We start from the raw sequence: 21,701 nt of genomic DNA, 5'->3' as shown, positions 1-21,701 counted from the left end.
CCACCGATAATGCCACCCACATCAGTCAGATCGCCAGCAATATGCTGAACCAGACCAGAAGCGGTTGAACCATTATTAATCAGTGTGCCGACAACACCGGTCAGCGAACCTGCGGCACCACCGATATCAGCACCTGCTAAGTCAGAAATTGCTTCAAGTGTACCGTTAACGGTATCGCGAGAGGTTTCAAAAGTGAGGGTACCTAGATTGGCTAAGTCCCCAATAGGATGTTCAGACTGGTGAACTGCACCGATAATCGTACTTGCAACAGTATCAATGCCTGTATTGATGATATCGGTTTTTAAACTCTCCAATCCTTGAAGGACATCGATGCCGCCCTGAATCACACCTGTGACTGGATTATTGCCAAGATCTCCACCTGTAATACCACCAATGATACCTGTTACGGCACCAAGCGGACCGCCTTCAGCTCCGCCAGTAATGCCGCCAATAATTCCAGTAACAGCACCCAGAGGACCGCCTTCAGCTCCGCCTGTGATGCCGCCAATAATTCCAGTAACGGCACCCAGAGGACCGCCTTCAGCTCCACCAGTAATGCCACCGATGATGCCTGTTACTGCACCAAGAGGACCACCATTGGTCCCTCCTGTAATTCCACCGATGATGCCTGTTACTGCACCAAGAGGGCCGCCATCAGTACCACCTGTAATTCCTCCGATAATACCAGTTACAGCTCCAAGTGGATTTCCACTTGTCCCGCCAGTAACACCACCAATGATATTTGTAACTGTTGAAAGTGGGCTGGCACTGCCTGTTACGTTTCCTAAAATCCCTGTCACTGCACTGACGGGATTACTGGCTGATCCGCTTGTGATATTGCTGACCGTATGGGTCACAGTATTTGTAATTGTGGATAAGGAGAGGGGTGCTAGGATTGAACCGCCAACGTGTGATGTTGAGGTATTACTATCAACTAAACTAGAAGTAATACTTTTAATGGGTGATAAAAGAGTTTTGAAAAGCATAACGATACCTATATTTTTAAAGTTGTGTTGTTTTGAGTAATTATTAAATGGCTATGATTTTTTTGTGATTAAAGTCACATTAATCGTATTTAGTGTTATATGTGACAATTGTTTTGTCAATCTGTAACCGTTTAAAAAAAGATTGTTAAATATGAGTTTAAGATATTGAATTTTAATATATTTATGACTTATTTGTTTTAATTAAATTTACAATTGTATTTTATTTGAAAAACAAGGGTGATTTTGCTTTTAGTTTATTTAGCCTGTTTTATCAGACAATTAAAGCCATATTTGAGCTTAAAACGGGTATCGAAATAAGAAAGTTTTAAGATTTGTTACTGCTTTGCAAAAAAATATTTCCAAGAATTTTTAATGATATTTAATTAATAAAGATCAATATTTTAAATTTTTTCTTAATTCATTTTTTAAAATTAACACCCATCAAAAGTTATCGTATTTCGGCTGTTATTGGTGGGTTATTTAAAAAAACTTACCAATCCGAGGAATATTATAAAGGGGGAGGTGAAGTGATTTTGATGAAATGAGAGCGTGAAGGAGCATTTTAAGGTGGTTATGGGGGTATTTTGTGCAAATAACAGCGAAATGCCGAATCTATAGCCAGTTGAGTGCAATCTTGTGAAAAAAGGCTTATCATTTTAGGAGAAGTGCGTATAATGCGCTCCATCAAATATGCGCTCATAGCTCAGCTGGATAGAGCACTTGGCTACGAACTAAGGGGTCGGGAGTTCGAATCTCTCTGAGCGCACCAATTTGAACAAAGAAAACCGCTTAAATGCGGTTTTTTTACGTCTTATATTTTTGCTTTGATTTTTTGTACAAACACAGCATTACCCCCAACGGCGGGGAGTACATCATGATAAGGCAGACTGCGCATGGCTCTTAACAAGAATGGGGCTTTCTCATCAATTTTCATCGCGCTGGTCATGCTCAATAAGGTGCCTTGATTCAGTGAACTCAACTGCATTTTTCCCTTAATAAAACGCAAATCTCCACCATTGGCATAAAAATTATTTTCAGCCAGTTGCGGATAGTTAAAGCGCAATTTAAAGGCAAAGGGAATATTGATAACACCCAGACCGACATTGACTTGAATATCCGCATCCTGTGCCTGATTTTGGATGGGAGTGGTCACCACTTTTTTAATTTGTCGAGGAAATAGTTCCTGATAGGCCGATGGACTGAGCCATTTCTGCAAGGGCTGGGTCGGTTGTTTATAAAATTGGTAGGTGGTGGTAAACCGCATGGATTCTCGGCCATGGGTATACAGCATACTGGTCGGCGCATGCAGAATACTGACAGGTTGCTGAGCAGATTGAATCAATTGTGTGACTTTATTCAGTTGTGCTGCATTCAACTGCGGATTCGGTATTTGGCCTGCGTTCAGGGGAGCCAAGTTAGACTGAATAAAACGGGTTCTTAAGGATTCTAAAATAAACGCATTGCTACTACTTGGAATTCCGAGTTTTACCTCAGGAATGGCATTGAGAATTTTCTTAACAATAAATCCTTTGGGTTGATTCAAATCGCCCCATTGGGTCAACGTGATTAAGGTGCGGTGATCGTCCAAGGCGTACCATTCAAATTTACCGACGCCGTAGGGAATTGGCGCATCAATCACCAAACTGGCAATACTATTCGGCTTAATCTGATGTTGCAGCGTAACGTCTTCATTAAAGTTAAGTACGGGAATTGGGGTTGGAATCGAGACTCGATATTTCATTTGAACAATGTTGCCAGACTGCTCTAATGTTTTCGCCGATTTGAGGGTTGGGAATAATCCGACATAGTGGCTGAAATCGGTTAATGTTTTGGCCACTTGTTGGGCATTGACGGGGACAATGATTGCGGCTGAGTTAAAACTGACACTGGGCTGAGGATTACTTTTCAGTGTGGGTACGGCTGTTTTGGTCGCAGGATGACCATAAATAAAAATATTGTTTTGGGTATAACTGGCCAACAGTTGAGGATTATTTTGAAAAGGTTGTAAGGCGCTTGGAATATTGTCTGTCCAAGGCAATATTTTGGCAAAACAGCTTTGTGTGAGTCCTAATAAAAGACAGGGCAAGATTAGACCATTCAAATAAGCCATCACATTCCTTTGATTTTTATCCGTGATTTCATCTAATGACTTGATGCGCGCATGAGCGATCAATACTGCTTATTAATAAAATTTTTTATGCATAAAAAATAGTCGTATTGTGTAAAACCCGCTTAAGTCGTTGTCCGAAGCGGGTCTAGGCAAAGTTTATTGTTTAATCATTAGGTTTTTACGGCGATAAACAAACAAGATGGCGCCCAGAGGCAGTGCAATTTGCAAAATAATTGGACTGTAAACGGTTTGCTGGAAGTAACCCGCACCTAAGACCAAGAAGCTCAGCATTTGAAAAGCATAGCTGCCATCGGTCCAATTGAGTGAAAATTGCATAAAGCCAAAGCAAATAAAAATTAACCATACCCATTTTCTCTTTGCCATCGGGGTTCTGACACACAAGATAAAGGCATAAATACAAAACAATGGAATCACAATGGCAAGGATAAACACGACATAATGCAGTAGACTTTTTCCTGCAAATGTAAAGCCATGCAGGGCTTGGACAGAATGCTCAATCGGTTGAACATGAATGCCAATAATACGGATTTGATCTGCCTGTTTACTGAGTACGATTTTATTCATCAGCCACTGATCTGCAAATTCATATTCAAAGGTTAAGTCATAAGTGACGACATCTTTAAATAAGCTTTTATTGGCTGCAATTAACTTGATATTTTTAACGGGTTCAGCCGGAAATAAGCCCGCCATTTGGATCAAAGTACTCTGGGTGGATTCATCTTGCAGTTCCGGACTAAGATATTTCTCAACAGCGGCATAGTTTTTGTTGCTGAGTTGATTAAACATATCCTCGGCAAAAGCCTTTTCTTGGGGCGGTACAATCTTTTCGAGAAAGGATTGTTGGCTACAGGCGCTGAGTGTGATCAAAAGACCTAAAAGAAGCAGCAAAGATCTAAACTGTTGTGGCATCTTCATCATTTTCATACTGTTAAATTCATCGATAAAATTAAATTGATATAAAAGGGCGAGCCCAAAAGAGAAAAACATCACATTTAAATTTTGTATTAAATCGCGATAAATGTGATTTCCCATTAAATCATTTATGTTCTAATAGGTCAGTTTTTTTTCAAATGTTAGAAATCAAAAATGTCTGAACAACGTCCAAGTGTATCGGTGCGCTATTATTTGAATTTAGAAGAATCACAAGATGGTTTTGCTTTGGTCACTTTTGGCAAAAAAACCTTTAGCCGCTTTTTAACTCCTGTGATCAGCATTGCGATTATTTTGTGGGGAATTTATCTAGGCTTTTCTGGTGTTGGGCGTTATTACGTTGCACTGGGTGCTTTTTTTCTGGTGATGCAAGCGGTCATGCGCTACTGGTTATTACCGATGTTGTTTAAGCGCCAATTTGTACGTTATCAGTTTGGCAAAAGTGAGCAGGGCATTGATCTTTATCAAGATCATTTTGAACTATATGCGGCAGTCAAAAAACAAAGTGCGCAATATGCAGAAGTTCAATCGTTTGCGGTTGGCAAGCTGACCTACATGTTGGAGCTGAAAAGTCATACCGTGGTGATCGTGCCTAAACGTGCATTTAGCGATTCAGCAGATCAAACAAAGTTTGAACACAGTTTTAAAAAGTAAATTTATCGACGGTTGAAAGAACAAGGAGTTTTCATGAGTACACGTCCTTCAAAAATTGTGTGTGTTGGTCGAAATTATGCGGAACATGCCAAGGAATTGGGCAATGCCATTCCTGACCGTGCGTTGTTATTTATCAAGCCGCCAAGCAGTATCGGTTCTTTAGCTCAAGGCGTCAGCTGGAATCAGGCTTTGGGTGAGTGTCATTATGAATGCGAAATTTGTTTGCAAATCGCCCATCCATTATCTCAAGAAACCGATCCTGCCAAAGCCCTAGAAGCCATTGGTGCCATCACTTTAGGTCTGGATTTGACCCTACGTGATTTACAGAGCGATTTAAAATCTAAGGGTGAGCCGTGGGAACGTGCCAAAGCCTTTGATGGTGCCTGTATTTTGGCTGACTGGATTGAAGCGGATGAGATTGGCGACCTGCAAGAGTTGGAGTTGATTCTGAACATCAATGGGGTAGACCGTCAGCACGGCTTTAGCAAAGATATGATCTTTGATATCGGCACTTTATTGGTTGAAATTAATCAATCCTTTAGCCTAGAAGCTGGTGATGTGATTATGACAGGCACCCCCGCAGGCGTGGGGGCATTACGTGCCAATGATCAATTGACTATGAAATTGATTACCCAGTCAGGCGAATATGATTGGGATACGTTCGTCAAAGCCTAAGTTGAAATAAAAGGATGGTGCTGTTCTGAAGAGTAGCGCCATTTTTTATATCTGAAAATCATGATTTTCTGCTGAGTCCAATCTTCGTTAAGGTATTGATCGCAAACTTAACTGCCTTGATACAGCTTACGAAACTGGTCTGGGGTGAAGTGCATCCAGCGTTTAAACATATAAATAAAAGCTGATGAACTGGCATAACCTAAGTCCAAAGCAATATTTTCAATGGTCTTACCCTGATTTAACATCGACATCGCTTTCATGACTTTAAGACGTTGGCGCCATTCGTGCAAAGACATTCCCAATTCTTTTTGGCTATAACGAGCAAGGGTGCGTTCAGTCATATTGATCATTTGTGCAAGCTGTTCCAAGGTACTGTTATCCGCAGGGAATTCATGTAAATGGGTCAATATTTTCGCTAGCGCGGGATGTTGTGTTGTGGGTAAATAACTCCCGACAAGTTCGGCATGGGTCAGTGAGTCGAGCAAAACTTGCAGCAAGCGTAAATACTCTGGATCCTGTTCAGCAAAGGGATGTTTGCGGATATGTTCAAGCAGTGCAGAAACTAAGGGTGCAGACAATAAGATACCTGCCTGTTGCGGCATGTTTTGGCAGAGCGATTCATGCACGTACAAGGTGCAATGGGTGACCTCGTTACGATTGATGCCACTATGCTGTAAATTCGGTGGTAACCAGATCCCATAAGGTGGCGGAGTTAAATAATGAATTTGCTCAATATTAACTTCTAAAACGCCATCGAAGGCATAGATAAATTCACCCCACGCATGAGCATGATTTGGATAAAAAGTCTCCGCAGGTGCATCTCGAATCTGTAGCCATAAGGGGGCAGGAATATCATTGTAGGTCGGGATGGCCTGAAAATCTTGAATCCTTTGAGCTGATTTTTTCATAACATGAGAATTGCCTGAAAACACGCATCTATTGTCGTATTTTCACTATATCATGAAAATACGACAGCCTTATATTGATGCTCAAGCCATAAAATCAGGAACGCGAAATGGATGAGCGTAAAGCATTAGATGCAACTGCATCGGGTCTGATGATCGTATTGTGTATGATTTGGGGACTGCAACAAGTCATTTTAAAAATGGCAGCGCCTGACATTTCTCCCTTAATGCAGATCGCGTTGCGTTCAGGACTGGCTGCAGTGTTGTTATTGCCCTTGTTGTATCTGGATAAAAGCAGTCAACTCTTCAATCGCCAGAATTTAAAAGCGGGTGCCCTGGTTGCCTTGCTATTTTCTTTGGAATTCTTTTTATTGGCACAGGCCTTACAGTTGACCTCTGCTTCGCATGCCGTGGTGCTGCTGTATACCGCACCGATTTTTGTCGCCTTGGGCTTACATTGGAAGCTTCCTTCGGAGCGTCTCAGTCTGTTGCAATGGGCAGGTATTGGGATTGCATTTTTAGGGATCGTGGTGACTTTTTTACGTGCAAATTCAGGTGCATCGATTGCGGATCAACAGATGTTGTGGGGTGACTTACTGGCTTTGGCTGGAGGGATTGCTTGGGCGGCGACCACCATTACCGTCCGTTTATCGTCACTGGCACAAGCGGCGGTGACTCAAACGCTGTTTTATCAATTGGCAGGTAGTTTTGTATTGTTATTTGGCGCGGCTCTTTTTCTCGGCCAAGCCACGATTCACTTTAGCCCTCTGATGATGGGCAGTTTAGCCTTCCATACCTTGGTGGTTTCTTTTGCCAGTTTTTTGGCATGGTTTTGGTTGTTACGGAACTATTTGGCTTCTCGTTTGGGAGTATTTTCCTTCCTTACACCACTGTTTGGAATGGCTTTCGGTGTCTGGTTATTAGGCGAAAAAATTGAGCTAAATTTCATCATTGGTTCTACTTTGGTTTTGCTCGGCATTGTGGTGGTGAGTTTGCAAGGTTGGTTAAGGAAATAAAAAAAGGCCTCCTAAGAGACCTTTTTGCTTACTTCTGTTCAAACAGTGTGGACAGTGGAATCGACAGTTTGGCGGCTAAATAATCATTACTCTCAACCAAGGAAGGACCAAGCCGTTCCATCCATTCATCATCTTGATGAATATGCTCTACATCGGGACGTAATGGCAGTGGATAAGGTAGGGCGGTGAAGAAGCTCCAAAAATCCACCTGAGACAGATTGCGGACCAAGACATATTCATCTTTATCGGTTCGCATAATCAGATTTTGCTGTTCCAATTGAATGATATAGGCAGGTAAACGACCCAATTCACCACGACCAATAATATTTAACAGCTCTTTTTCACTGACACTTTGACCGATTTGTTGTTTCTTATAAAACAGTTCCAGTATATCTAATAACATCAGAATCGGATGGCGCTTTTGTTCTTTACCCGAATGAAATGCGGTCAGAGCGTAACTGATCTCGACACCCAATAAGATGATGTTCCAAGATAAATAAATCCATAGCAGGAAAATTGGCACCGCAGCGAAAGCACCATAGACGATTTCATAGCTGGTGAAATTGCTCATCACCCAACCAAAAAAACGTTTTAACACTTCAAAGATGGTGGCACTAAAGCAGGCCGCAATCAGTGCTGAAAGGACGGGGACAATACGGTTGGGTATGGTCCAATATAAAATAAAGAAGCCGACAATGGTCAATAGAAATGAGATCAGCCACAGAATAAAAGAGCCATCGAGTTGATAACCCGCAAAGTTATTACTGAGTACATTGATAGAGGCGACGGTCGAAGATAGGACAAAGGCACTGCCTAAAACAATAGGTCCTAAGGAAATAATGGTCCAATAACGCATAAATCCGACTAAACCTGTGCGTGTCTCTTTTACTCGCCAAATCCGATTAAATACATTCTCAATCGAAGTCAGCATCAGTACCGTGGTGACAAACAGGAACAGTACACCAATGATGGTCAGGTTACTGGATTTTTCGGTAAAGGCATTTAAGGCTTTATCAAAGGCAATGGTGCTTTTCGGCAAAAAATTGCTATAAATCAATTGTTGTAACTGTTGTCGAGCTGGTTCTAAAGCTTTAATCGAAGAGATAATCACTAAAAAAACAGTCAGCATCGGCACCACTGCAAACAGGGTGGTATAGGTCAAACCTCCTGCTTGTTCCCGACAGCGATCCGCTTCAAAACGTCGTAACACAAACACAATAAATTGAAACCATGTTTTCTCTAAAAAGGGCAGTTTTTTTAGATAACGATTTAAGATCATGGGTTCTATCCTAGTTATTTTTAATAAAAATCCAGTGGAATCACAGGATTTACTACAGCTCAAAAAGTAAAAAATGTCGTATAGTGTCCTTTTTAACAAAATTCTTGAAAGTGATGCAACCTTACGTTCTTGTTCTTTATTACAGTAAATATGGTTCAACCAAGCAAATGGCGCATCTGATTGCCGATGGAATTGAAGCAGCGGGTGTGACGGCACGCATTCGAACCGTACCGAATTTAACCACCGTAGTGACCGAAGCGGCAGCGAGTATTCCAGCCGATGGTGACATTTATTGCACTTTAGAAGATCTCAGCCATTGTTCGGGTTTGGCCTTGGGTTCGCCAACGCGTTTTGGCAATATGGCCAGTGAGATGAAGTACTTTTGGGATCAAACCACTAGTCTATGGCTGAATGGTGCTTTGCATAATAAGCCTGCTTGTGTGTTTACTTCTTCTGGTTCGATGCATGGTGGGCAGGAAAGCACTTTATTGAGCATGCTACCGCCATTGTTTCATCACGGTATGATGATTATGGGCTTAGCAAACTCAATCCCTGCTTTATCAAATACCAAAACGGGTGGAACGCCATATGGCGCCAGTCATGTCAGCGGACCACGTCATGATCAAAGCTTAAGTCAAGATGAAAAAATCTTGTGTGAAGCACAAGGCAAGCGTTTAGGTGAAGTGGTGAAAGCATTGGTTGGAAAGTTTTAACTCAGCGAAAGTCGATATTGCCGCCCCGTTGCGACCATTTTCCAGAAAGTAAGATTGTCCGTTGGGTAGGGAATTGGCGCTAAGGCTGGATGATCTAGCTGTATTTTTTCTGCACTTTGTTGGTCTGCGATTAAACTTGCATAGAGATAATCCAGTAGATCAACTGGGCTAAACACCTGTTTATACGCATCTTGTAATTCGATATTTTGGTTGGCGAAACACACCCGATGCGGCTCATTGTCGTTGAGGAAACTGAGTCCAAGTAATTTTTCGATTTGGCTGACCAACTGCTGATTGAACTGTAAGGGAGAGAGGCAAAGCACCAGTTCCTGCACTTTAAAGTGGGTGAGATACTGACGTTGTTGCTGCATTGATGCTCTCCTACGCGGGATAGTATCAATATACGCTGTTTCTGAATGATTGATAAATAGCTTAAATCATCGGCCTAAAAAAGGGAGCATTCGCTCCCTTTTTTATTATTTCTTTAACTGCCAGTCATAGATGTTCTTACGGTAAGCGTACCAGATCATCCACAGACCAATAATAATCATTGGGAAGCTAAGAATCTGACCTTTGGTCATCCAGCCAAATAAGATGTAGCCTTGGTCTGCATCGGGTTCGCGGAAGAATTCCATAAAGAAGCGTGCAACTCCATAGCCGACCAAGAATAAGGCTGAAACGGCCATACGTGGGCGAGGCTTAGAACTGAACCACCAGAGCACGATAAATAGAATCAAACCTTCACAGAGAGCTTGATAGATTTGTGACGGATGGCGCACCAGACCCAATGGATCGGTTGGGAAAATCATGCCAAATGGGTAGCTTGGATCTTGAACTGGGCGGCCATATAGTTCCCCTCCAATAAAGTTACCAAAGCGGCCAAACATTAAGCCTGTTGGTACGCAGGGTGCAATAAAGTCCAAGGTTTGGAACCATGTTTTTTGGTATTTTTTACACCAAAATAGCATCGCAATGATGACACCGAGGAAGCCGCCATGGAAGCTCATGCCGCCAGTCCAGACTTGGAACAGCCATAATGGATTTTCTAAAAATTTACCAAATTCATAGAACAACACATAGCCGACGCGGCCACCGAGTACCACACCCAATGCGCCGTAGAAGACCAGATCTGACACCATGTCGCCTGTCCAGCCATCACGTTGTTTAGCGCGATACGATGCTAAACCCCATGCACATAGAAAAGCCAGAAGATACATCAGCCCGTACCAGTGCACTTTGACTGGTCCTAAGCTCAGCGCAACTGGATCAATATTTGGATAGGTCAGCATCGCTGCTCCTCAATTTTATATTTTGAGCAGATTGTAGCGGAATGATGTGAAAAATGTTGTACATTCAATGTGAAAGATCAATGTCCCAAAACGTGGGAGAAAAAGGACTTATGTGTATTGTCGCTTTTGCATGGCAGGTGTTGGATAAAATGCCGCTATGTTTAATTTCAAATCGGGATGAGTTTTATCATCGACCCACTGCTGCCTTGCATATATGGCAAAACAGCAGCATTGTGGCAGGGCAGGACTTACAGTCTGGCGGGACGTGGATGGGAGTAACGGCATCAGGCCGTTGGGCGATTGTCACCAATTTTCGCAATGGTCGAGATCAAAAAAATTATACGACTTCTCGCGGGCACTTGATTCAATCTTTCTTGGAAAGTGACTTAGCACCCATCCGTTTTGCCCAGCAACTGGAACAACAGCAACAGGATTATGCAGGCTTTAATTTATTTATCGGAGATCAAACACAAGCAGTATATATGAGTAACCGTGGCGAAGCTCCCCAAGTGCTCGCCAATGGGGTCTACGTGGTGTCCAATGGTCTGATGTCGGAAGATTGGGAGAAAACCAAACATTTGCGTCAGCGCTTTACCCAAGAGTTGTTACCGATGTTGCAGCAAGTACAAATGACTGAATCAGTAATTGATGCTGCCGCTTGGGATATTTTGGAAGATGAGCGTAAAGTCATTGCTAATCTGTTACCTGATACGGGAATTAATCCTGAGATGGAAGCCCTATTGTCATCCACCTTTATTCAAAGCCCAGTTTATGGAACACGATGCTCTAATTTTTTAAGATTAACTGATACCAAATGGCAATGGCTAGAAAAATCTCAACAGGGTGAACAGCAGGGACAAGTGGTTGATTTGCACGTTGATCTGAAGCGTTAGGTTGATATGTTATAACATAATTATGTATATAAAACAACAAGATGAAATAATACTGTCATCACGATGACATAAAAGGGTCACCCAGCATTGTTATGGTGTAGCCAATCAAGTTACGTCCAAACAATACATCTGGGGATATTCTATGTTCTTATCAAAGACGGGCTTTTCCAAAAAGCTATTGGCGGTCAGTTTAATGGCAGTTTTGTCAGCGGGACTGACTGCTTGTAACGATAGTGATAACAATGAAAAAACAGAAGTACCAAAAACACCCACCGCAAAAAATGTAATTTTCTTCTTGGGCGATGGTATGGGGATTACCACCTTAACCGCATCGCGTATTTATTCTGTTGGGGAAGATGGCGATTTGACCATTGATACGCTGCCAGAAACTGCATTTGTTCGTACCTTTTCAGAAGATGGTCAAGTGACAGACAGTGCACCGTCTATGGCTGCCTATATGACGGGCGTGAAAATGAACAATGAAGTCATTTCCATGCAGACAGGCACCATCGCATCTCCACCGAAAGCAGACGGCACCAGTACCTGTGACGATGTTGCATCCAATAAAGGCAAGAAACCAGCAGAAACATTGCTTGAACTTGCTAAAGCGCAAGGCATGGGCACTGGGCTAGTTACCACAACCCGTATTACCCATGCAACACCTGCCACGACCTATGCGCATGTGTGCCATCGTGATGCCGAGAACGATATTGCGGCACAGCTTGTTCCTGCAGGTAAAGGTACAGGATGGGGCGCGTATAATACTAAATTAAACGATGGTGTAGATGTGGTCTTGGGTGGTGGCTTACGCCAGTTTAAACCAACGACGGTATCGGGCGGTAAACGGGCTGATGGTCGTGATCTGGTCAAAGAAATGCAAGATCAAGGCTATAACTTTGTTTCAAGCGGAAGTGATTTAGCCAAAATTGATCCAAGCAAGACCAAAAAATTATTGGGCTTATTTAATGCCAGCCATATGAACTATGACTTGGATCGTACCAATAAGAAAATTGATGAGCCAAGCCTTGCCGATATGACCACCAAGGCGATTGATGTCCTCCAAGCGAAAAATAAAAGTTTCTTCTTGATGGTTGAGGGTGGACGTATTGACCATGCACTGCATGACACCAATGCCAAGCGCGCCTTACAAGACACCGTTGCCTTTGATAATGCAATTAAAGCTGCGATTGATAAAGTCAAACAAACCGATCCTGAGCTCAAGAATACTTTGATCGTGGTCACGGCTGACCATGACCACACCATGGTCTTGAATGGCTATGCAAAACGTACCGGTAAATATGTAAAAGGTGGTGAGACCAGTGTCCTCGGTTTAGTCAAAAACTATAATAAGGCAGGTTTCTCAACCGATGTGAATGGCAACCCATATCCAATTATCGGCTTTGGTACAGGTAAAAAGCGTTTAGACAATGATCGTATCGAAGCACGTGGTGGCTTAGTTGATAACGATAGCTGTAATCCAGTCACGGGCCCAGCGGGTAAATTTACCGATAGTCGTGGTACGGATATTGATAAAGAAGGGTGGTGTACGGGTACCGCTGCAGATGACTTCCAGCAAGAAGCTGTGGTGCAAACTGGTTTTGCTGATAGTGAAACGCATGGCGGTACTGATGTGTTCCTTGGTGCAATTGGTGTAGGGTCAGACAACTTCCATGGCAGCCTCGAAAATATCGAAGTCTTTAACCTAGTTCGCAAAGCCATTGGCCTAGATAAATAACAACAGACTGGAGAACGATGATGTTAAAACAATTTAAATTAGGTCAGTTCGGTATGAAAGCATCTGTTTTAACGGTTGCATTAGTTGCTGCAAGCACTGGTGCACAAGCTGCGGGCGAAGCCAAGAATATCATTTTCTTCTTGGGTGATGGTATGGGGCCAACCACAGTCACGGCAAGCCGTATTTATGGCTACGGTGAATCTGGCAAATTAACCATGGACACCTTGCGCCGTACGGCAAGAATTAAGACATATTCAGAAGATGGTCAAACCACCGACAGTGCTCCTTCAATGGCGGCTTATATGACGGGCAAGAAAACCCGTAATGAAGTGATTGGAATGACGCCTGGGACGATCGCGGTTGAACCAAGTGCGGGTACAGCACCAGATGGTACCAAAGTATCTAATGCCATCAATAATTGTCCAACCCCAGGTTCAAGTGTGGCTGCGGGCAGCCCTGCGGAAACGATTCTTGAACTTGCTAAAGCCAATGGCAAAAAAGTCGGCGCGATTACCACCACAGAATTGACCCATGCAACGCCAGCTGCAACATTTGCTCATGTGTGTAATCGTAATGCACAGTTTGAGATTGCACGTCAGGTGATTCCAGGTGGAGCAGGTTACAATACTAAATTGCTAGATGGTGTGGATGTACTCATGGGAGGCGGGCGCAATCATTTCACCCCTTATAATGCGGCGGATAACAAGAAGGGGCGTATTGATGGACGTAACCTACTCAATGAATTAAAAGCTAAAAACTACACGGTTGGTGCGACCAAAGCAGAGATGGATGCAGCACCATTGAATAAAAAGTATATTGGTCTTTATTCTGCAACTTCACATCTAGAATATGATTTGGATCGTGCGAAAACTGCACCAAACCAGCCAACTCTAGCTGAAATGACTGCGAAATCGATTGATTTACTACAGGCACAAGATACTGCGGGCAAAGGCTTTTTCTTGATGGTGGAAGGCGGACGTATTGACCATGCTTTACATGGCACCAATGCCAAACGTGCATTGCAAGACACCATTGCTTTTGATAATGCGATTAAGACGGCATTGGATAAAATCAAGAAAACCGACCCTGAGTTAAAGAATACTTTAATCGTTGTTACGGCCGACCATGACCATACCATGACCTTTAATGGCTATACCGCGCGTACGGGAAAAACTACAACTACTAACCCAGGTATTTTGGGTTTGAGCTATAGCTATCAAGAAGCCAAAGCGACAGATACTCGCACACGGGTGCTGGCGGATGGTAAAAAGCATGCGCCGAATCTGGATGTGAATGGTAAAACCTCAACCACTTTGGTATTTGGTAATGGTGGTGGGCCACGTCCAACCTCACGCATCGACATTACCGACAATGACGCAGCTGCCGATGATTATTTACAAGAGGTTGGGATAAAGTTGGGCAATCCTGGTTCTGAAACACATGGTGGTGGTGATGTGCTGTTATTTGCTGAAGGTGCGGGTTCACAAGTATTTAAAGGTACACGTGAAAATGCATGGGTATTCAGTAAATTAAAAGAAGCGTTTGGTTTTAAATAGGGGCTGCTAACATTTCACAGATACTTGCGACAGAGCATGGTTGAAATGTTAACAGACCCTCAACACTTTATTGAAGATTTTCATCATATTGCAAACAACCTCAGTCACTATGACTGAGGTTTTTTTATGTAGGAAATAACATGCGTCTAGTGATGAGTGCAGTATTACTGAGCGTGGGAATGACGTCATTGCATGCAGCGCCGTTATTAAGTGCCAGCATTACCCGTGAGACCCAAAGTATTGGCAATGATGGTGTGACCCGTACCAGTGTGTTTCAGGAGCGTATGTATCGTAATACTCAGAATATTTGGATTGAACGTGTACTACCTAAACATCACCAACATGGACATGAAAAGGGCGGGCATAAACATTTGGATTTAGCAGAAGCGGCCCAGCATTATTTTATTGATCAGAAAAAACAGCCCAAACTCAATTTGGTGCTGATGGAAGATAAAACCGTTGTACATTTGCAAGATGCCGATGTCGATATGTTAGGGCTTAGTAGCTGTTGGAGCTGTGTGTATTCATTGATTGATCCTAAAAGCTTAAAGGGAATGACCGTCAAGAAAAAAGACAGCAACAGCACTTGGTATGAAAGCCAGAATAAGAAAAATAAAATGAATATTGAATGGGATAATCGCAATAACATTGCCAAACGGGTTGAAGTGCGCAGTCTAGATGGTTTGCGCTATGACATTCTGAAAGCCAATATCCAACTGGTCAATATTGCAGAACCTTGGAAAAGCTACAGTAAATTTACCAGCAAAGATTATTCAGACTTTGGTGATTAATTGCATAAAGTTGGATTGGCTGAATTGAGCTCCTTTTTTTAAAGGGGCTTTTTTTATCATAGAAATTGATCTGTTCGGTGACCGCTATCATTTCAATCTTTAAATGAAATGAACTTACTGTTCGATTCGTTTCATATAAGCATGAGTACGAGCTGAATGATTGGATTGTGATGGATTGAGATAAGCAAATGCCGACATGATGTCGGCATTTCTTTTTGAGTGGATTGCTTAAATTAAGCTTTTTTCTCAATTGATGGCGCAACTGGATCAGCGGTGATATAGCCAACACTTGCACTATAACCACCATTGTAGTTAGCCAAAACTTTTGCTTTTAAATCAGCAGGAAGACTTGAGCTATCACCTGCATGTTGGAAGTTGCTCATGATATAGGTCCAGCCATTGACTGAGTCAACCGCATGTAGACCTGTTGACTCTGCACCTGCTGGTGTTGAAAGAATTCGATCTAAAGATTTAGTCTCAACGTTATAAGCCCAAAGGAAGTTATTGGTATGGTTACCACTATCTTCACCAATGAACAAAGTACGTAATGTTTCAGAGAATTTTAAGTTGTCTGGGCTGGCAATGTTATTTGGATCAGCGGTATTGCCCAAGCTGTCTGCTGGAATATCTTTGCCCATGAGAATCATATGGCTTTGATAAGGTGTCCATTCACTATTGATCACATTATTTAGGTGGTCAACTTGGCTGCCTTTCAGGTCATGGGCAAGTACACCACCAGCTTTTAATGTGCTCTTGAATTTAACATTGTGTGCAGCAACCCAGCTCGATTTACCTTCGATCATCGAGTCTTGAATATTGGCAAGTGCAGAATAAGCCACTTTATCTTTGATATTCACGGTGGTTCCTTCCATCTTGGTGAAGGCCATACTACCGCCTTTGAGGGCTGCATAACGGTGCGTTTCGAGGAAGGCAGCCGCTAATTCGATTTCTGCTTTGCTGAAACCGTTATTGGCTTCTTTTAACTTGATCCAGAGTGTTTTCTTATCCAATACAATCTGCGTATAACCGCTTAAGTCAGCAGGTGCAGTGGTTAAGCTCTCCATAATATTGTCAGCTTTAATGCCGCGAACATTGACCAAATCTTCAATAGTTTTACTGTCGGTATGACCCAGTTTGATCCATTTGATCGGTGCTGTAGAGGTTTCATTCAGCTCAGCCGTGTACTTGGCAACGTAGAGCGTCCCAGCAGATAAATCTTTTTCTTTATCTGCAATAAACATAAAGAAACCGCCGTTGGTATAGTCATCGCCCATGATCACGGTACGGTTGTCTGGCATCACTTGAATCAGCTCATGTGAAATACGGCCTAAGCAGTAGTGCTTAACTGCAGTACCACGACCTTTACCATCCAGAATGATTTCTGGTAAATGACCATAGTTATAGGCATTGGCTGTATTTTCATTGCCATACAGATTTTTACTATAGGCTCTTAATGTGGCTAAGGTACTACCAATTTGATCAAAAGCATCTGGCTCATATTCTTCACTTGAAAGGTGTGTATTCCAAGGTGAAAGGCTAGCTCCACAAGTAATCCATAGACCATGCACTTTAGACATATCGACATTGAAGTATTTTTTCAATGCAAGATGTCCTGTTTTTTGATCTTGGTCTAAGGTCAATACGGCAATTGGAGACGGTAACTGACCATACATACTTTGTTTGGCCAAGTTTTGTGTGGTGTATTCGAACTGAACCACATGGAACACAGGGTTGTTGACGCCGTCAACTTTTGCATCTTTGAGATGGATCATTGAAGAGCCATCTGGACAGTCAGAGAAGAATTGACGTTCTTGACCTGGAACCGATGTATCTTTGATCGCTTTGTTGTTAATGTCGTAATAGCTACCTGCGATAATTTTGCCGCCATTGATATTATCAACTTCCATACCCGTGCGGAAAAATTCTTGATAACCTAATTTATATTCGGTTGTAGTATTGTCTTCCCAAGTCACTGTTAAACTTGATTTAACAGAAGTTGTTGCCATTTCTGCAGTGGTGGTTGGAGCCGCCATTGGCGTAAATTTGGCATTTTTAAATTTAACCAGTTTTGCTGGTGGTGTAACAACGTTATTATCGTTGTCATCATTGCAACCTGTTAAAGCTGCTGCTGTGCCCATTGCCCCTAGTGGTAAAAACGGAACACCCGCGAACCATTTTAAAATATCACGACGACTTGGCTGATTAGTATTGGCTGTCATAGTAAATCCGTATCTGTAATATATGGTAAATAAATCCTGATCGATTCTATGAAGCGGAGATGACAGTTTTCTGACAGTTTTAAGGCAGTTTGAAGACAATTTTTATTTTATAAATAATTAATAAATATTAAATTATAAAAAATAATCCCCGAAATGTTTTCGAGGATTTTTCACATATTTGAATTAAGCTGATGCTTTTCTTTTTTCCAGTATTTTCCCGAGGAATAACCCGAGTTCGAATAACATCCACATTGGCACGGCCAGCATGATCATGGATAAGGCATCGGGTGGCGTCACAAACATTGCGACAAAAAAACACCCGACTACGATGAAGCGACGCTTTTCAATGAGCGTTTGGGTACTGACCACGCCAATTAAAATCAGTACTAAAGTAATAATTGGGATTTCAAAGGTAAAACCAAACACCAAGAATAATTTTAGACAGAAGCTGAGATAGCTGTTGATGTCTGTCATTGGTGCAACGGTTTCTGGGGAAACACTAATAAAGAAATGTAAAATCGCTGGTAAGGTAATGAAATAAGCAAATGCCACACCTAAATAGAACAGCACAATACTGCCTAATAAGAGGGGAATAGCCAAATGACGTTCTTTTTCATACAGTGCTGGTTTGATGAATGACCAGATCTGATAAATGATATACGGCATGGCCAACATGAAGGCGACAAATAGATTCAGCTTAAACGGTGCCATAAATGTTGCAGTGACATCGGTTGCAATCATGGTGGAAGTTGCAGGCAGTTGTTGTCTTAATGGCTCAGACAACCATTGATAGGTGGTATTTCTAAAGGGCAATAAGCAGAAGAAAAGAAAAATCGTTACCCCAACAATCTTAAATAGATATTGTCGCAGCACAATCAAATGCTGCATCACCGGCATTTGTTGTAAGGATTCCTCAGGAGTGACTGAAGTCGATGGTAATTGGCTCATACGGCAATCTTTAATTCTGTATCAAACGGTTGAATCGGTCGCTTCGACTCGAGTTTGAAAGGTAACTGCTTTTGATATTCAAGACTGAAAGGGATGATCGCTTGCTGAGAAAAAAGCGTATAGATGATCGGGGCTTTCGTCTCAGTTTTTACTTCTTCAGCTTCAGAAGGCGTTTGTGTATTTTTAAGCGCGTCTAGCTGTTGTTGCATCCGGCGTTCAAGTTCAGTGATTTTATCAATTTCTTTTTGCATTTCTTCGCGGAACTCAGAAAGGCGTAATTCTCGATCAATTTCGTTCTGAATGTTGTTGATAAACTTTTTAATTTTTCCATACCATTTCGCTACGAACCGTGCAGCTTCTGGCAATTTATCAGGACCGAGCACCAGCAATGCAATCACGGCAAAGCAAAAGATTTCGGTCATTCCCAAATTCAGCATAATCGTGCTCGCTTAGCTTTTTACTGAGCTTTCAGTATTTTTTACTTGAGCATCAATGGTGCGAGGTTCATTTAAAGGTGTAGCCGCTTCTTCTTCTTTCATTGATTTTTTGAAGTCTTTGACTGCACCGCCAACGTCTTTACCGAGGTTTTTTAGCTTTGATGTACCGAACAGTAGAATCACTACAATTGCAAAAATCAGTACATGCCAAATTGATAAACCAGCCATCATTCTATTCCTATAAAACTTTGGATATATCTCAACAGCTTGGCATGACAAAGATGTGACACTTATATTGCAGTTTTAAGACAACGCATTTACCCAATGCTAAATAGTGCTAGCATAAGCAGCATATCAAGACATGATAAAAACAGATCGACATGACCTTTATTCTCCCCATTAGTGCCTTTATTTTCGGGCTGTTGCTTGCTCAATTCAAAGTTGCGGAACAGGCGAAGAAAATTTTATCTTCTTTATTGGCACGCTTATTTATTCCTGTGGTGATCATCTACAACATGGTGTTTTATCAGGCGGGTAGCTTTGCACTGATGGGATTTAGTTTTATTACATCGATTCTTTTATTTTATGGTTTTTTCCATTTTTCAAAGAATCGCTTACAAGCGCTCTGTATGAGTTATAGCAATATTGGTTGGTTAGGTTTTCCATTTGCCATCGCCTTATTTGGAGAGCAGGTCAGTGGTGCCATGATCGCGCTGTATATTGGGGGTTCATTGTTTGGCAATATTTGGGCAGTTGCTGCGGTTTCAGAAGGGCCCACTGATTACCTTGCAACACTACAAAAAGTTCTTAAGTCACCACCGGTATTGGCCTTGTTTGCAGCCTTAATTCTATGGCTCTTGGGGATTCATCGTTTACAGGGTAATTTTGTTCTAGAGGGACTGTATGATATTGCCAAATTTGGGATGAGCTTTTCGGGCATGTGTATTTTAGGCATGTGGCTGAGACATACCCGCGTACATATGGCTGATTTGTGGCTGAGTACTCGAACCTTAATGTTTAAGCTATTGTCTGGCGTCGTGATCTGTACGTTGACCTATTATTTTATTGCGATTCCGCAGATTGAATCATTGCTCCCTGTGTTGTTTTTCTTATTTTGTTTGCCGCCTGCTGCCAATATCGTTGCTTTGGAAACCCATTATCAAGGTACGGGCATCTCAGCCCGCTATATTGCTGCGGGAACCATCGTAAGCTGTGTGGTGATTGTGATCTATGGTCTATTGTTGCATATAAAAAGTGCCCTCATATAGGAGAGCACTTTAGGGTTTTAAACCAAACTGGCTTTAAACAGCTGCATGGCTTGGCCACGATGGCTGATCTTATTTTTCTCAGCTTTGCTCAGTTCAGCACTCGAAACATTGAGCTCTGGCACCCAAAATAGAGGGTCATAACCAAAACCGTTTTCACCACGCGCTGCTGCTAAAATCTCACCTTTCCAGATACCTTGGAAAATTTGTGGCAATGGGTCTTCTGCATGAGTGACCAGTGCCAATACGCAGACAAACATCCCTTCAATGGCTTCGCCGTCTTTACGCAAAGGCGCAAGATCCGCCAGTAATTTTTGGTTATTGGCTGCATCATTACCATGTTCGCCCGCATAGCGTGCCGAGTAAATCCCAGGCGCACCGCCTAAAATAGGCACACAAAGTCCTGAGTCATCTGCAAGCGCAGGTTTACCTGAAAGCTTAGACGCATGACGTGCTTTGATAATGGCATTTTCAACAAAGCTGAGACCGTCTTCTATCGCATCTTCTATATCGAGTTTGCCTTGAGGAATAATCTCGACAGGAAGATTCAGTTGTTGAAAGAGATGTTCAAATTCGACTACTTTGCCTTTGTTATTACTTGCAAGGACAAGGCTGCCTTGGTTGAGCCATGGTTGGGTAGACATATCAGTTTCAGATTAGTTTAGATTGAGTGGAATTTTAGGAGGTTTTTATTGAATTAGGTAGTGCTGAATTATCGTATTCTAAAAGTTAAGAGGAATTGCTTTTTTCCATATCTTTAACTCTGTGTAGATAAGAAATCTTTTAAATCGTTTATGAAATCTTTAAATACAGTATCTGGTTCAGAAGGCGCATATCCTTCAAAACTTAAGTAGAACTGGTCATCATAGTAATTTAATAACTCAAAAAGATCTTCATTCTCTACAGCCTTAGATAAAGCCAGGATCTTCTGAAGAAAAGGAAATAGAAGCTCTTGACTTTTGACTAACTCTAGATGTTTTTCAATATAATCTTTTAAGAGGTTATTGACTGATTCCTTTGTTAAATCTGTATTAAATAGACTTCGGGATAATTGATTAAAATAGGTTCTAACTTGTTCTGGTGTTGATAGAAAGCATATTTCTAAAGCTAAATCATTCGATGAATCTTTTTCTAATGTCTCAATTGCCCACCTTTGGATTTCTTCTAGTGTTATTGTTTCCAATTCTAGTTTTGCTTTGAATATCGCCTTTTCTATATCGCTCATTGAATAAACTTAATTAAATATGAATGCTATCAATATAATAAAAAACCGACTCTT

21 protein-coding genes, 1 tRNA gene and 1 pseudogene are annotated in these 21,701 nt (G+C 41.9%); 10 read left to right on the top strand and 13 right to left on the bottom strand.

Features of this window, described 5'->3' with window-relative positions:
• Positions 1-986 (bottom strand): annotated as a pseudogene (locus tag F957_RS06295) (beta strand repeat-containing protein); the annotation flags it as partial.
• Between the two features lie 692 nt (positions 987-1,678).
• Here F957_RS06295 and F957_RS06300 point away from each other — a divergent pair.
• Positions 1,679-1,755, top strand: a tRNA-Arg gene (locus tag F957_RS06300).
• A gap of 42 nt (positions 1,756-1,797) precedes the next feature.
• Here the strand turns inward: F957_RS06300 and F957_RS06305 are convergent.
• Both F957_RS06305 and F957_RS06310 read right to left on the bottom strand, forming a co-directional pair.
• Positions 1,798-3,096 (bottom strand): SRPBCC family protein, encoded by a 1,299-nt coding sequence (locus F957_RS06305; RefSeq protein ID WP_016541540.1) that lies wholly within the window; start codon positions 3,094-3,096, stop codon positions 1,798-1,800.
• A 156-nt stretch (positions 3,097-3,252) separates the two neighbouring features.
• Complete coding sequence (locus tag F957_RS06310) at positions 3,253-4,035, bottom strand: hypothetical protein (protein WP_081401624.1); 783 nt, start codon at positions 4,033-4,035, stop codon at positions 3,253-3,255.
• 168 nt (positions 4,036-4,203) lie between these two features.
• Between F957_RS06310 and F957_RS06315 the strand changes: the two genes are divergently transcribed.
• Positions 4,204-4,701 carry a YcxB family protein gene (locus F957_RS06315; protein ID WP_016541538.1) on the top strand — a complete coding sequence of 166 codons (498 nt, stop codon included), beginning with the start codon at positions 4,204-4,206 and terminating at the stop codon, positions 4,699-4,701.
• A gap of 33 nt (positions 4,702-4,734) precedes the next feature.
• A complete protein-coding gene (locus F957_RS06320; RefSeq protein ID WP_016541537.1) occupies positions 4,735-5,376 on the top strand; it encodes a fumarylacetoacetate hydrolase family protein in 642 nt (213 codons plus the stop codon).
• A 107-nt stretch (positions 5,377-5,483) separates the two neighbouring features.
• On the opposite strand, the gene F957_RS06325 is transcribed toward F957_RS06320, so the two are convergent.
• Positions 5,484-6,284, bottom strand: coding sequence for an AraC family transcriptional regulator (locus tag F957_RS06325; RefSeq protein ID WP_016541536.1), 801 nt, complete (start codon positions 6,282-6,284; stop codon positions 5,484-5,486).
• 107 nt (positions 6,285-6,391) lie between these two features.
• Between F957_RS06325 and F957_RS06330 the strand changes: the two genes are divergently transcribed.
• Positions 6,392-7,297: a DMT family transporter gene (locus tag F957_RS06330; RefSeq protein WP_016541535.1), complete on the top strand. Its 906-nt coding sequence runs from the start codon at positions 6,392-6,394 to the stop codon at positions 7,295-7,297.
• Between the two features lie 28 nt (positions 7,298-7,325).
• Here the strand turns inward: F957_RS06330 and F957_RS06335 are convergent, their stop codons facing one another.
• On the bottom strand, positions 7,326-8,576 hold the full coding sequence (locus tag F957_RS06335; RefSeq protein WP_016541534.1) for a YihY family inner membrane protein: 1,251 nt from the start codon (positions 8,574-8,576) through the stop codon (positions 7,326-7,328).
• A gap of 113 nt (positions 8,577-8,689) precedes the next feature.
• On the opposite strand from F957_RS06335, the gene wrbA reads away from it, so the two are divergent.
• Positions 8,690-9,289: an NAD(P)H:quinone oxidoreductase gene (wrbA, locus tag F957_RS06340; protein ID WP_016541533.1), complete on the top strand. Its 600-nt coding sequence runs from the start codon at positions 8,690-8,692 to the stop codon at positions 9,287-9,289.
• On the opposite strand, the gene F957_RS06345 is transcribed toward wrbA, so the two are convergent.
• The gene (locus F957_RS06345; protein WP_016541532.1) at positions 9,286-9,660 is read right to left on the bottom strand and encodes a hypothetical protein; all 375 of its coding nucleotides are present in this window, start codon (positions 9,658-9,660) and stop codon (positions 9,286-9,288) included. The genes wrbA and F957_RS06345 overlap by 4 nt on opposite strands.
• 105 nt (positions 9,661-9,765) lie before the next feature.
• The gene (gene lgt, locus F957_RS06350) at positions 9,766-10,578 is read right to left on the bottom strand and encodes a prolipoprotein diacylglyceryl transferase (RefSeq protein WP_016541531.1); all 813 of its coding nucleotides are present in this window, start codon (positions 10,576-10,578) and stop codon (positions 9,766-9,768) included.
• 110 nt (positions 10,579-10,688) lie between these two features.
• Between lgt and F957_RS06355 the strand changes: the two genes are divergently transcribed.
• The 4 genes from F957_RS06355 to F957_RS06370 all read left to right on the top strand — a co-directional run bounded on the left by F957_RS06355 (position 10,689) and on the right by F957_RS06370 (position 15,553).
• Positions 10,689-11,471, top strand: coding sequence for an NRDE family protein (locus F957_RS06355; RefSeq protein ID WP_016541530.1), 783 nt, complete (start codon positions 10,689-10,691; stop codon positions 11,469-11,471).
• A gap of 142 nt (positions 11,472-11,613) precedes the next feature.
• A complete protein-coding gene (locus tag F957_RS06360; protein ID WP_016541529.1) occupies positions 11,614-13,206 on the top strand; it encodes an alkaline phosphatase in 1,593 nt (530 codons plus the stop codon).
• A 20-nt stretch (positions 13,207-13,226) separates the two neighbouring features.
• A complete protein-coding gene (locus F957_RS06365) occupies positions 13,227-14,762 on the top strand; it encodes an alkaline phosphatase (protein ID WP_016541528.1) in 1,536 nt (511 codons plus the stop codon).
• 140 nt (positions 14,763-14,902) lie between these two features.
• Positions 14,903-15,553, top strand: coding sequence for a hypothetical protein (locus F957_RS06370; protein ID WP_016541527.1), 651 nt, complete (start codon positions 14,903-14,905; stop codon positions 15,551-15,553).
• Between the two features lie 233 nt (positions 15,554-15,786).
• On the opposite strand, the gene F957_RS06375 is transcribed toward F957_RS06370, so the two are convergent.
• From F957_RS06375 to tatA, 4 genes are all read right to left on the bottom strand, one after another.
• Positions 15,787-17,772: a PhoX family protein gene (locus F957_RS06375; RefSeq protein ID WP_016541526.1), complete on the bottom strand. Its 1,986-nt coding sequence runs from the start codon at positions 17,770-17,772 to the stop codon at positions 15,787-15,789.
• 183 nt (positions 17,773-17,955) lie between these two features.
• Positions 17,956-18,720 (bottom strand): twin-arginine translocase subunit TatC, encoded by a 765-nt coding sequence (tatC, locus tag F957_RS06380; RefSeq protein ID WP_016541525.1) that lies wholly within the window; start codon positions 18,718-18,720, stop codon positions 17,956-17,958.
• Positions 18,717-19,157 (bottom strand): Sec-independent protein translocase protein TatB, encoded by a 441-nt coding sequence (gene tatB, locus F957_RS06385; protein ID WP_016541524.1) that lies wholly within the window; start codon positions 19,155-19,157, stop codon positions 18,717-18,719. Before tatB ends, tatC begins: the two co-directional genes overlap by 4 nt.
• 12 nt (positions 19,158-19,169) lie before the next feature.
• Positions 19,170-19,385 carry a Sec-independent protein translocase subunit TatA gene (tatA, locus tag F957_RS06390; protein ID WP_004678519.1) on the bottom strand — a complete coding sequence of 72 codons (216 nt, stop codon included), beginning with the start codon at positions 19,383-19,385 and terminating at the stop codon, positions 19,170-19,172.
• A 152-nt stretch (positions 19,386-19,537) separates the two neighbouring features.
• On the opposite strand from tatA, the gene F957_RS06395 reads away from it, so the two are divergent.
• Positions 19,538-20,425, top strand: a complete 888-nt coding sequence (locus F957_RS06395; protein WP_016541523.1) for an AEC family transporter — start codon at positions 19,538-19,540, stop codon at positions 20,423-20,425.
• 17 nt (positions 20,426-20,442) lie between these two features.
• Here F957_RS06395 and rdgB read toward each other — a convergent pair whose 3' ends face one another.
• The gene (gene rdgB, locus F957_RS06400; protein WP_016541522.1) at positions 20,443-21,066 is read right to left on the bottom strand and encodes an RdgB/HAM1 family non-canonical purine NTP pyrophosphatase; all 624 of its coding nucleotides are present in this window, start codon (positions 21,064-21,066) and stop codon (positions 20,443-20,445) included.
• 113 nt (positions 21,067-21,179) lie between these two features.
• The gene (locus F957_RS06405) at positions 21,180-21,647 is read right to left on the bottom strand and encodes a hypothetical protein (protein WP_016660474.1); all 468 of its coding nucleotides are present in this window, start codon (positions 21,645-21,647) and stop codon (positions 21,180-21,182) included.
• Positions 21,648-21,701: the final 54 nt, after the last annotated feature.

The sequence above is a fragment of the Acinetobacter gyllenbergii CIP 110306 = MTCC 11365 genome, assembly GCF_000413855.1.
In the GTDB taxonomy this organism is placed as follows: Bacteria; Pseudomonadota; Gammaproteobacteria; order Pseudomonadales; family Moraxellaceae; genus Acinetobacter; species Acinetobacter gyllenbergii.
Note: the sequence above shows the minus strand (reverse complement) of the source record. Positions and strands in the feature narration are given on the sequence as shown.

Bases quoted from the DNA above. Each gene is read 5' to 3' on its own strand.
- F957_RS06305 (WP_016541540.1), bottom strand. From the start codon at position 3,096: ATGGCTTATTTGAATGGTCTAATCTTGCCCTGTCTTTTATTAGGACTC.
- F957_RS06310 (WP_081401624.1), bottom strand. From the start codon at position 4,035: ATGATGAAGATGCCACAACAGTTTAGATCTTTGCTGCTTCTTTTAGGT.
- F957_RS06315 (WP_016541538.1), top strand. From the start codon at position 4,204: ATGTCTGAACAACGTCCAAGTGTATCGGTGCGCTATTATTTGAATTTA.
- F957_RS06320 (WP_016541537.1), top strand. From the start codon at position 4,735: ATGAGTACACGTCCTTCAAAAATTGTGTGTGTTGGTCGAAATTATGCG.
- F957_RS06325 (WP_016541536.1), bottom strand. From the start codon at position 6,284: ATGAAAAAATCAGCTCAAAGGATTCAAGATTTTCAGGCCATCCCGACC.
- F957_RS06330 (WP_016541535.1), top strand. From the start codon at position 6,392: ATGGATGAGCGTAAAGCATTAGATGCAACTGCATCGGGTCTGATGATC.
- F957_RS06335 (WP_016541534.1), bottom strand. From the start codon at position 8,576: ATGATCTTAAATCGTTATCTAAAAAAACTGCCCTTTTTAGAGAAAACA.
- wrbA (WP_016541533.1), top strand. From the start codon at position 8,690: ATGCAACCTTACGTTCTTGTTCTTTATTACAGTAAATATGGTTCAACC.
- F957_RS06345 (WP_016541532.1), bottom strand. From the start codon at position 9,660: ATGCAGCAACAACGTCAGTATCTCACCCACTTTAAAGTGCAGGAACTG.
- lgt (WP_016541531.1), bottom strand. From the start codon at position 10,578: ATGCTGACCTATCCAAATATTGATCCAGTTGCGCTGAGCTTAGGACCA.
- F957_RS06355 (WP_016541530.1), top strand. From the start codon at position 10,689: ATGTGTATTGTCGCTTTTGCATGGCAGGTGTTGGATAAAATGCCGCTA.
- F957_RS06360 (WP_016541529.1), top strand. From the start codon at position 11,614: ATGTTCTTATCAAAGACGGGCTTTTCCAAAAAGCTATTGGCGGTCAGT.
- F957_RS06365 (WP_016541528.1), top strand. From the start codon at position 13,227: ATGTTAAAACAATTTAAATTAGGTCAGTTCGGTATGAAAGCATCTGTT.
- F957_RS06370 (WP_016541527.1), top strand. From the start codon at position 14,903: ATGCGTCTAGTGATGAGTGCAGTATTACTGAGCGTGGGAATGACGTCA.
- F957_RS06375 (WP_016541526.1), bottom strand. From the start codon at position 17,772: ATGACAGCCAATACTAATCAGCCAAGTCGTCGTGATATTTTAAAATGG.
- tatC (WP_016541525.1), bottom strand. From the start codon at position 18,720: ATGAGCCAATTACCATCGACTTCAGTCACTCCTGAGGAATCCTTACAA.
- tatB (WP_016541524.1), bottom strand. From the start codon at position 19,157: ATGCTGAATTTGGGAATGACCGAAATCTTTTGCTTTGCCGTGATTGCA.
- tatA (WP_004678519.1), bottom strand. From the start codon at position 19,385: ATGGCTGGTTTATCAATTTGGCATGTACTGATTTTTGCAATTGTAGTG.
- F957_RS06395 (WP_016541523.1), top strand. From the start codon at position 19,538: ATGACCTTTATTCTCCCCATTAGTGCCTTTATTTTCGGGCTGTTGCTT.
- rdgB (WP_016541522.1), bottom strand. From the start codon at position 21,066: ATGTCTACCCAACCATGGCTCAACCAAGGCAGCCTTGTCCTTGCAAGT.
- F957_RS06405 (WP_016660474.1), bottom strand. From the start codon at position 21,647: ATGAGCGATATAGAAAAGGCGATATTCAAAGCAAAACTAGAATTGGAA.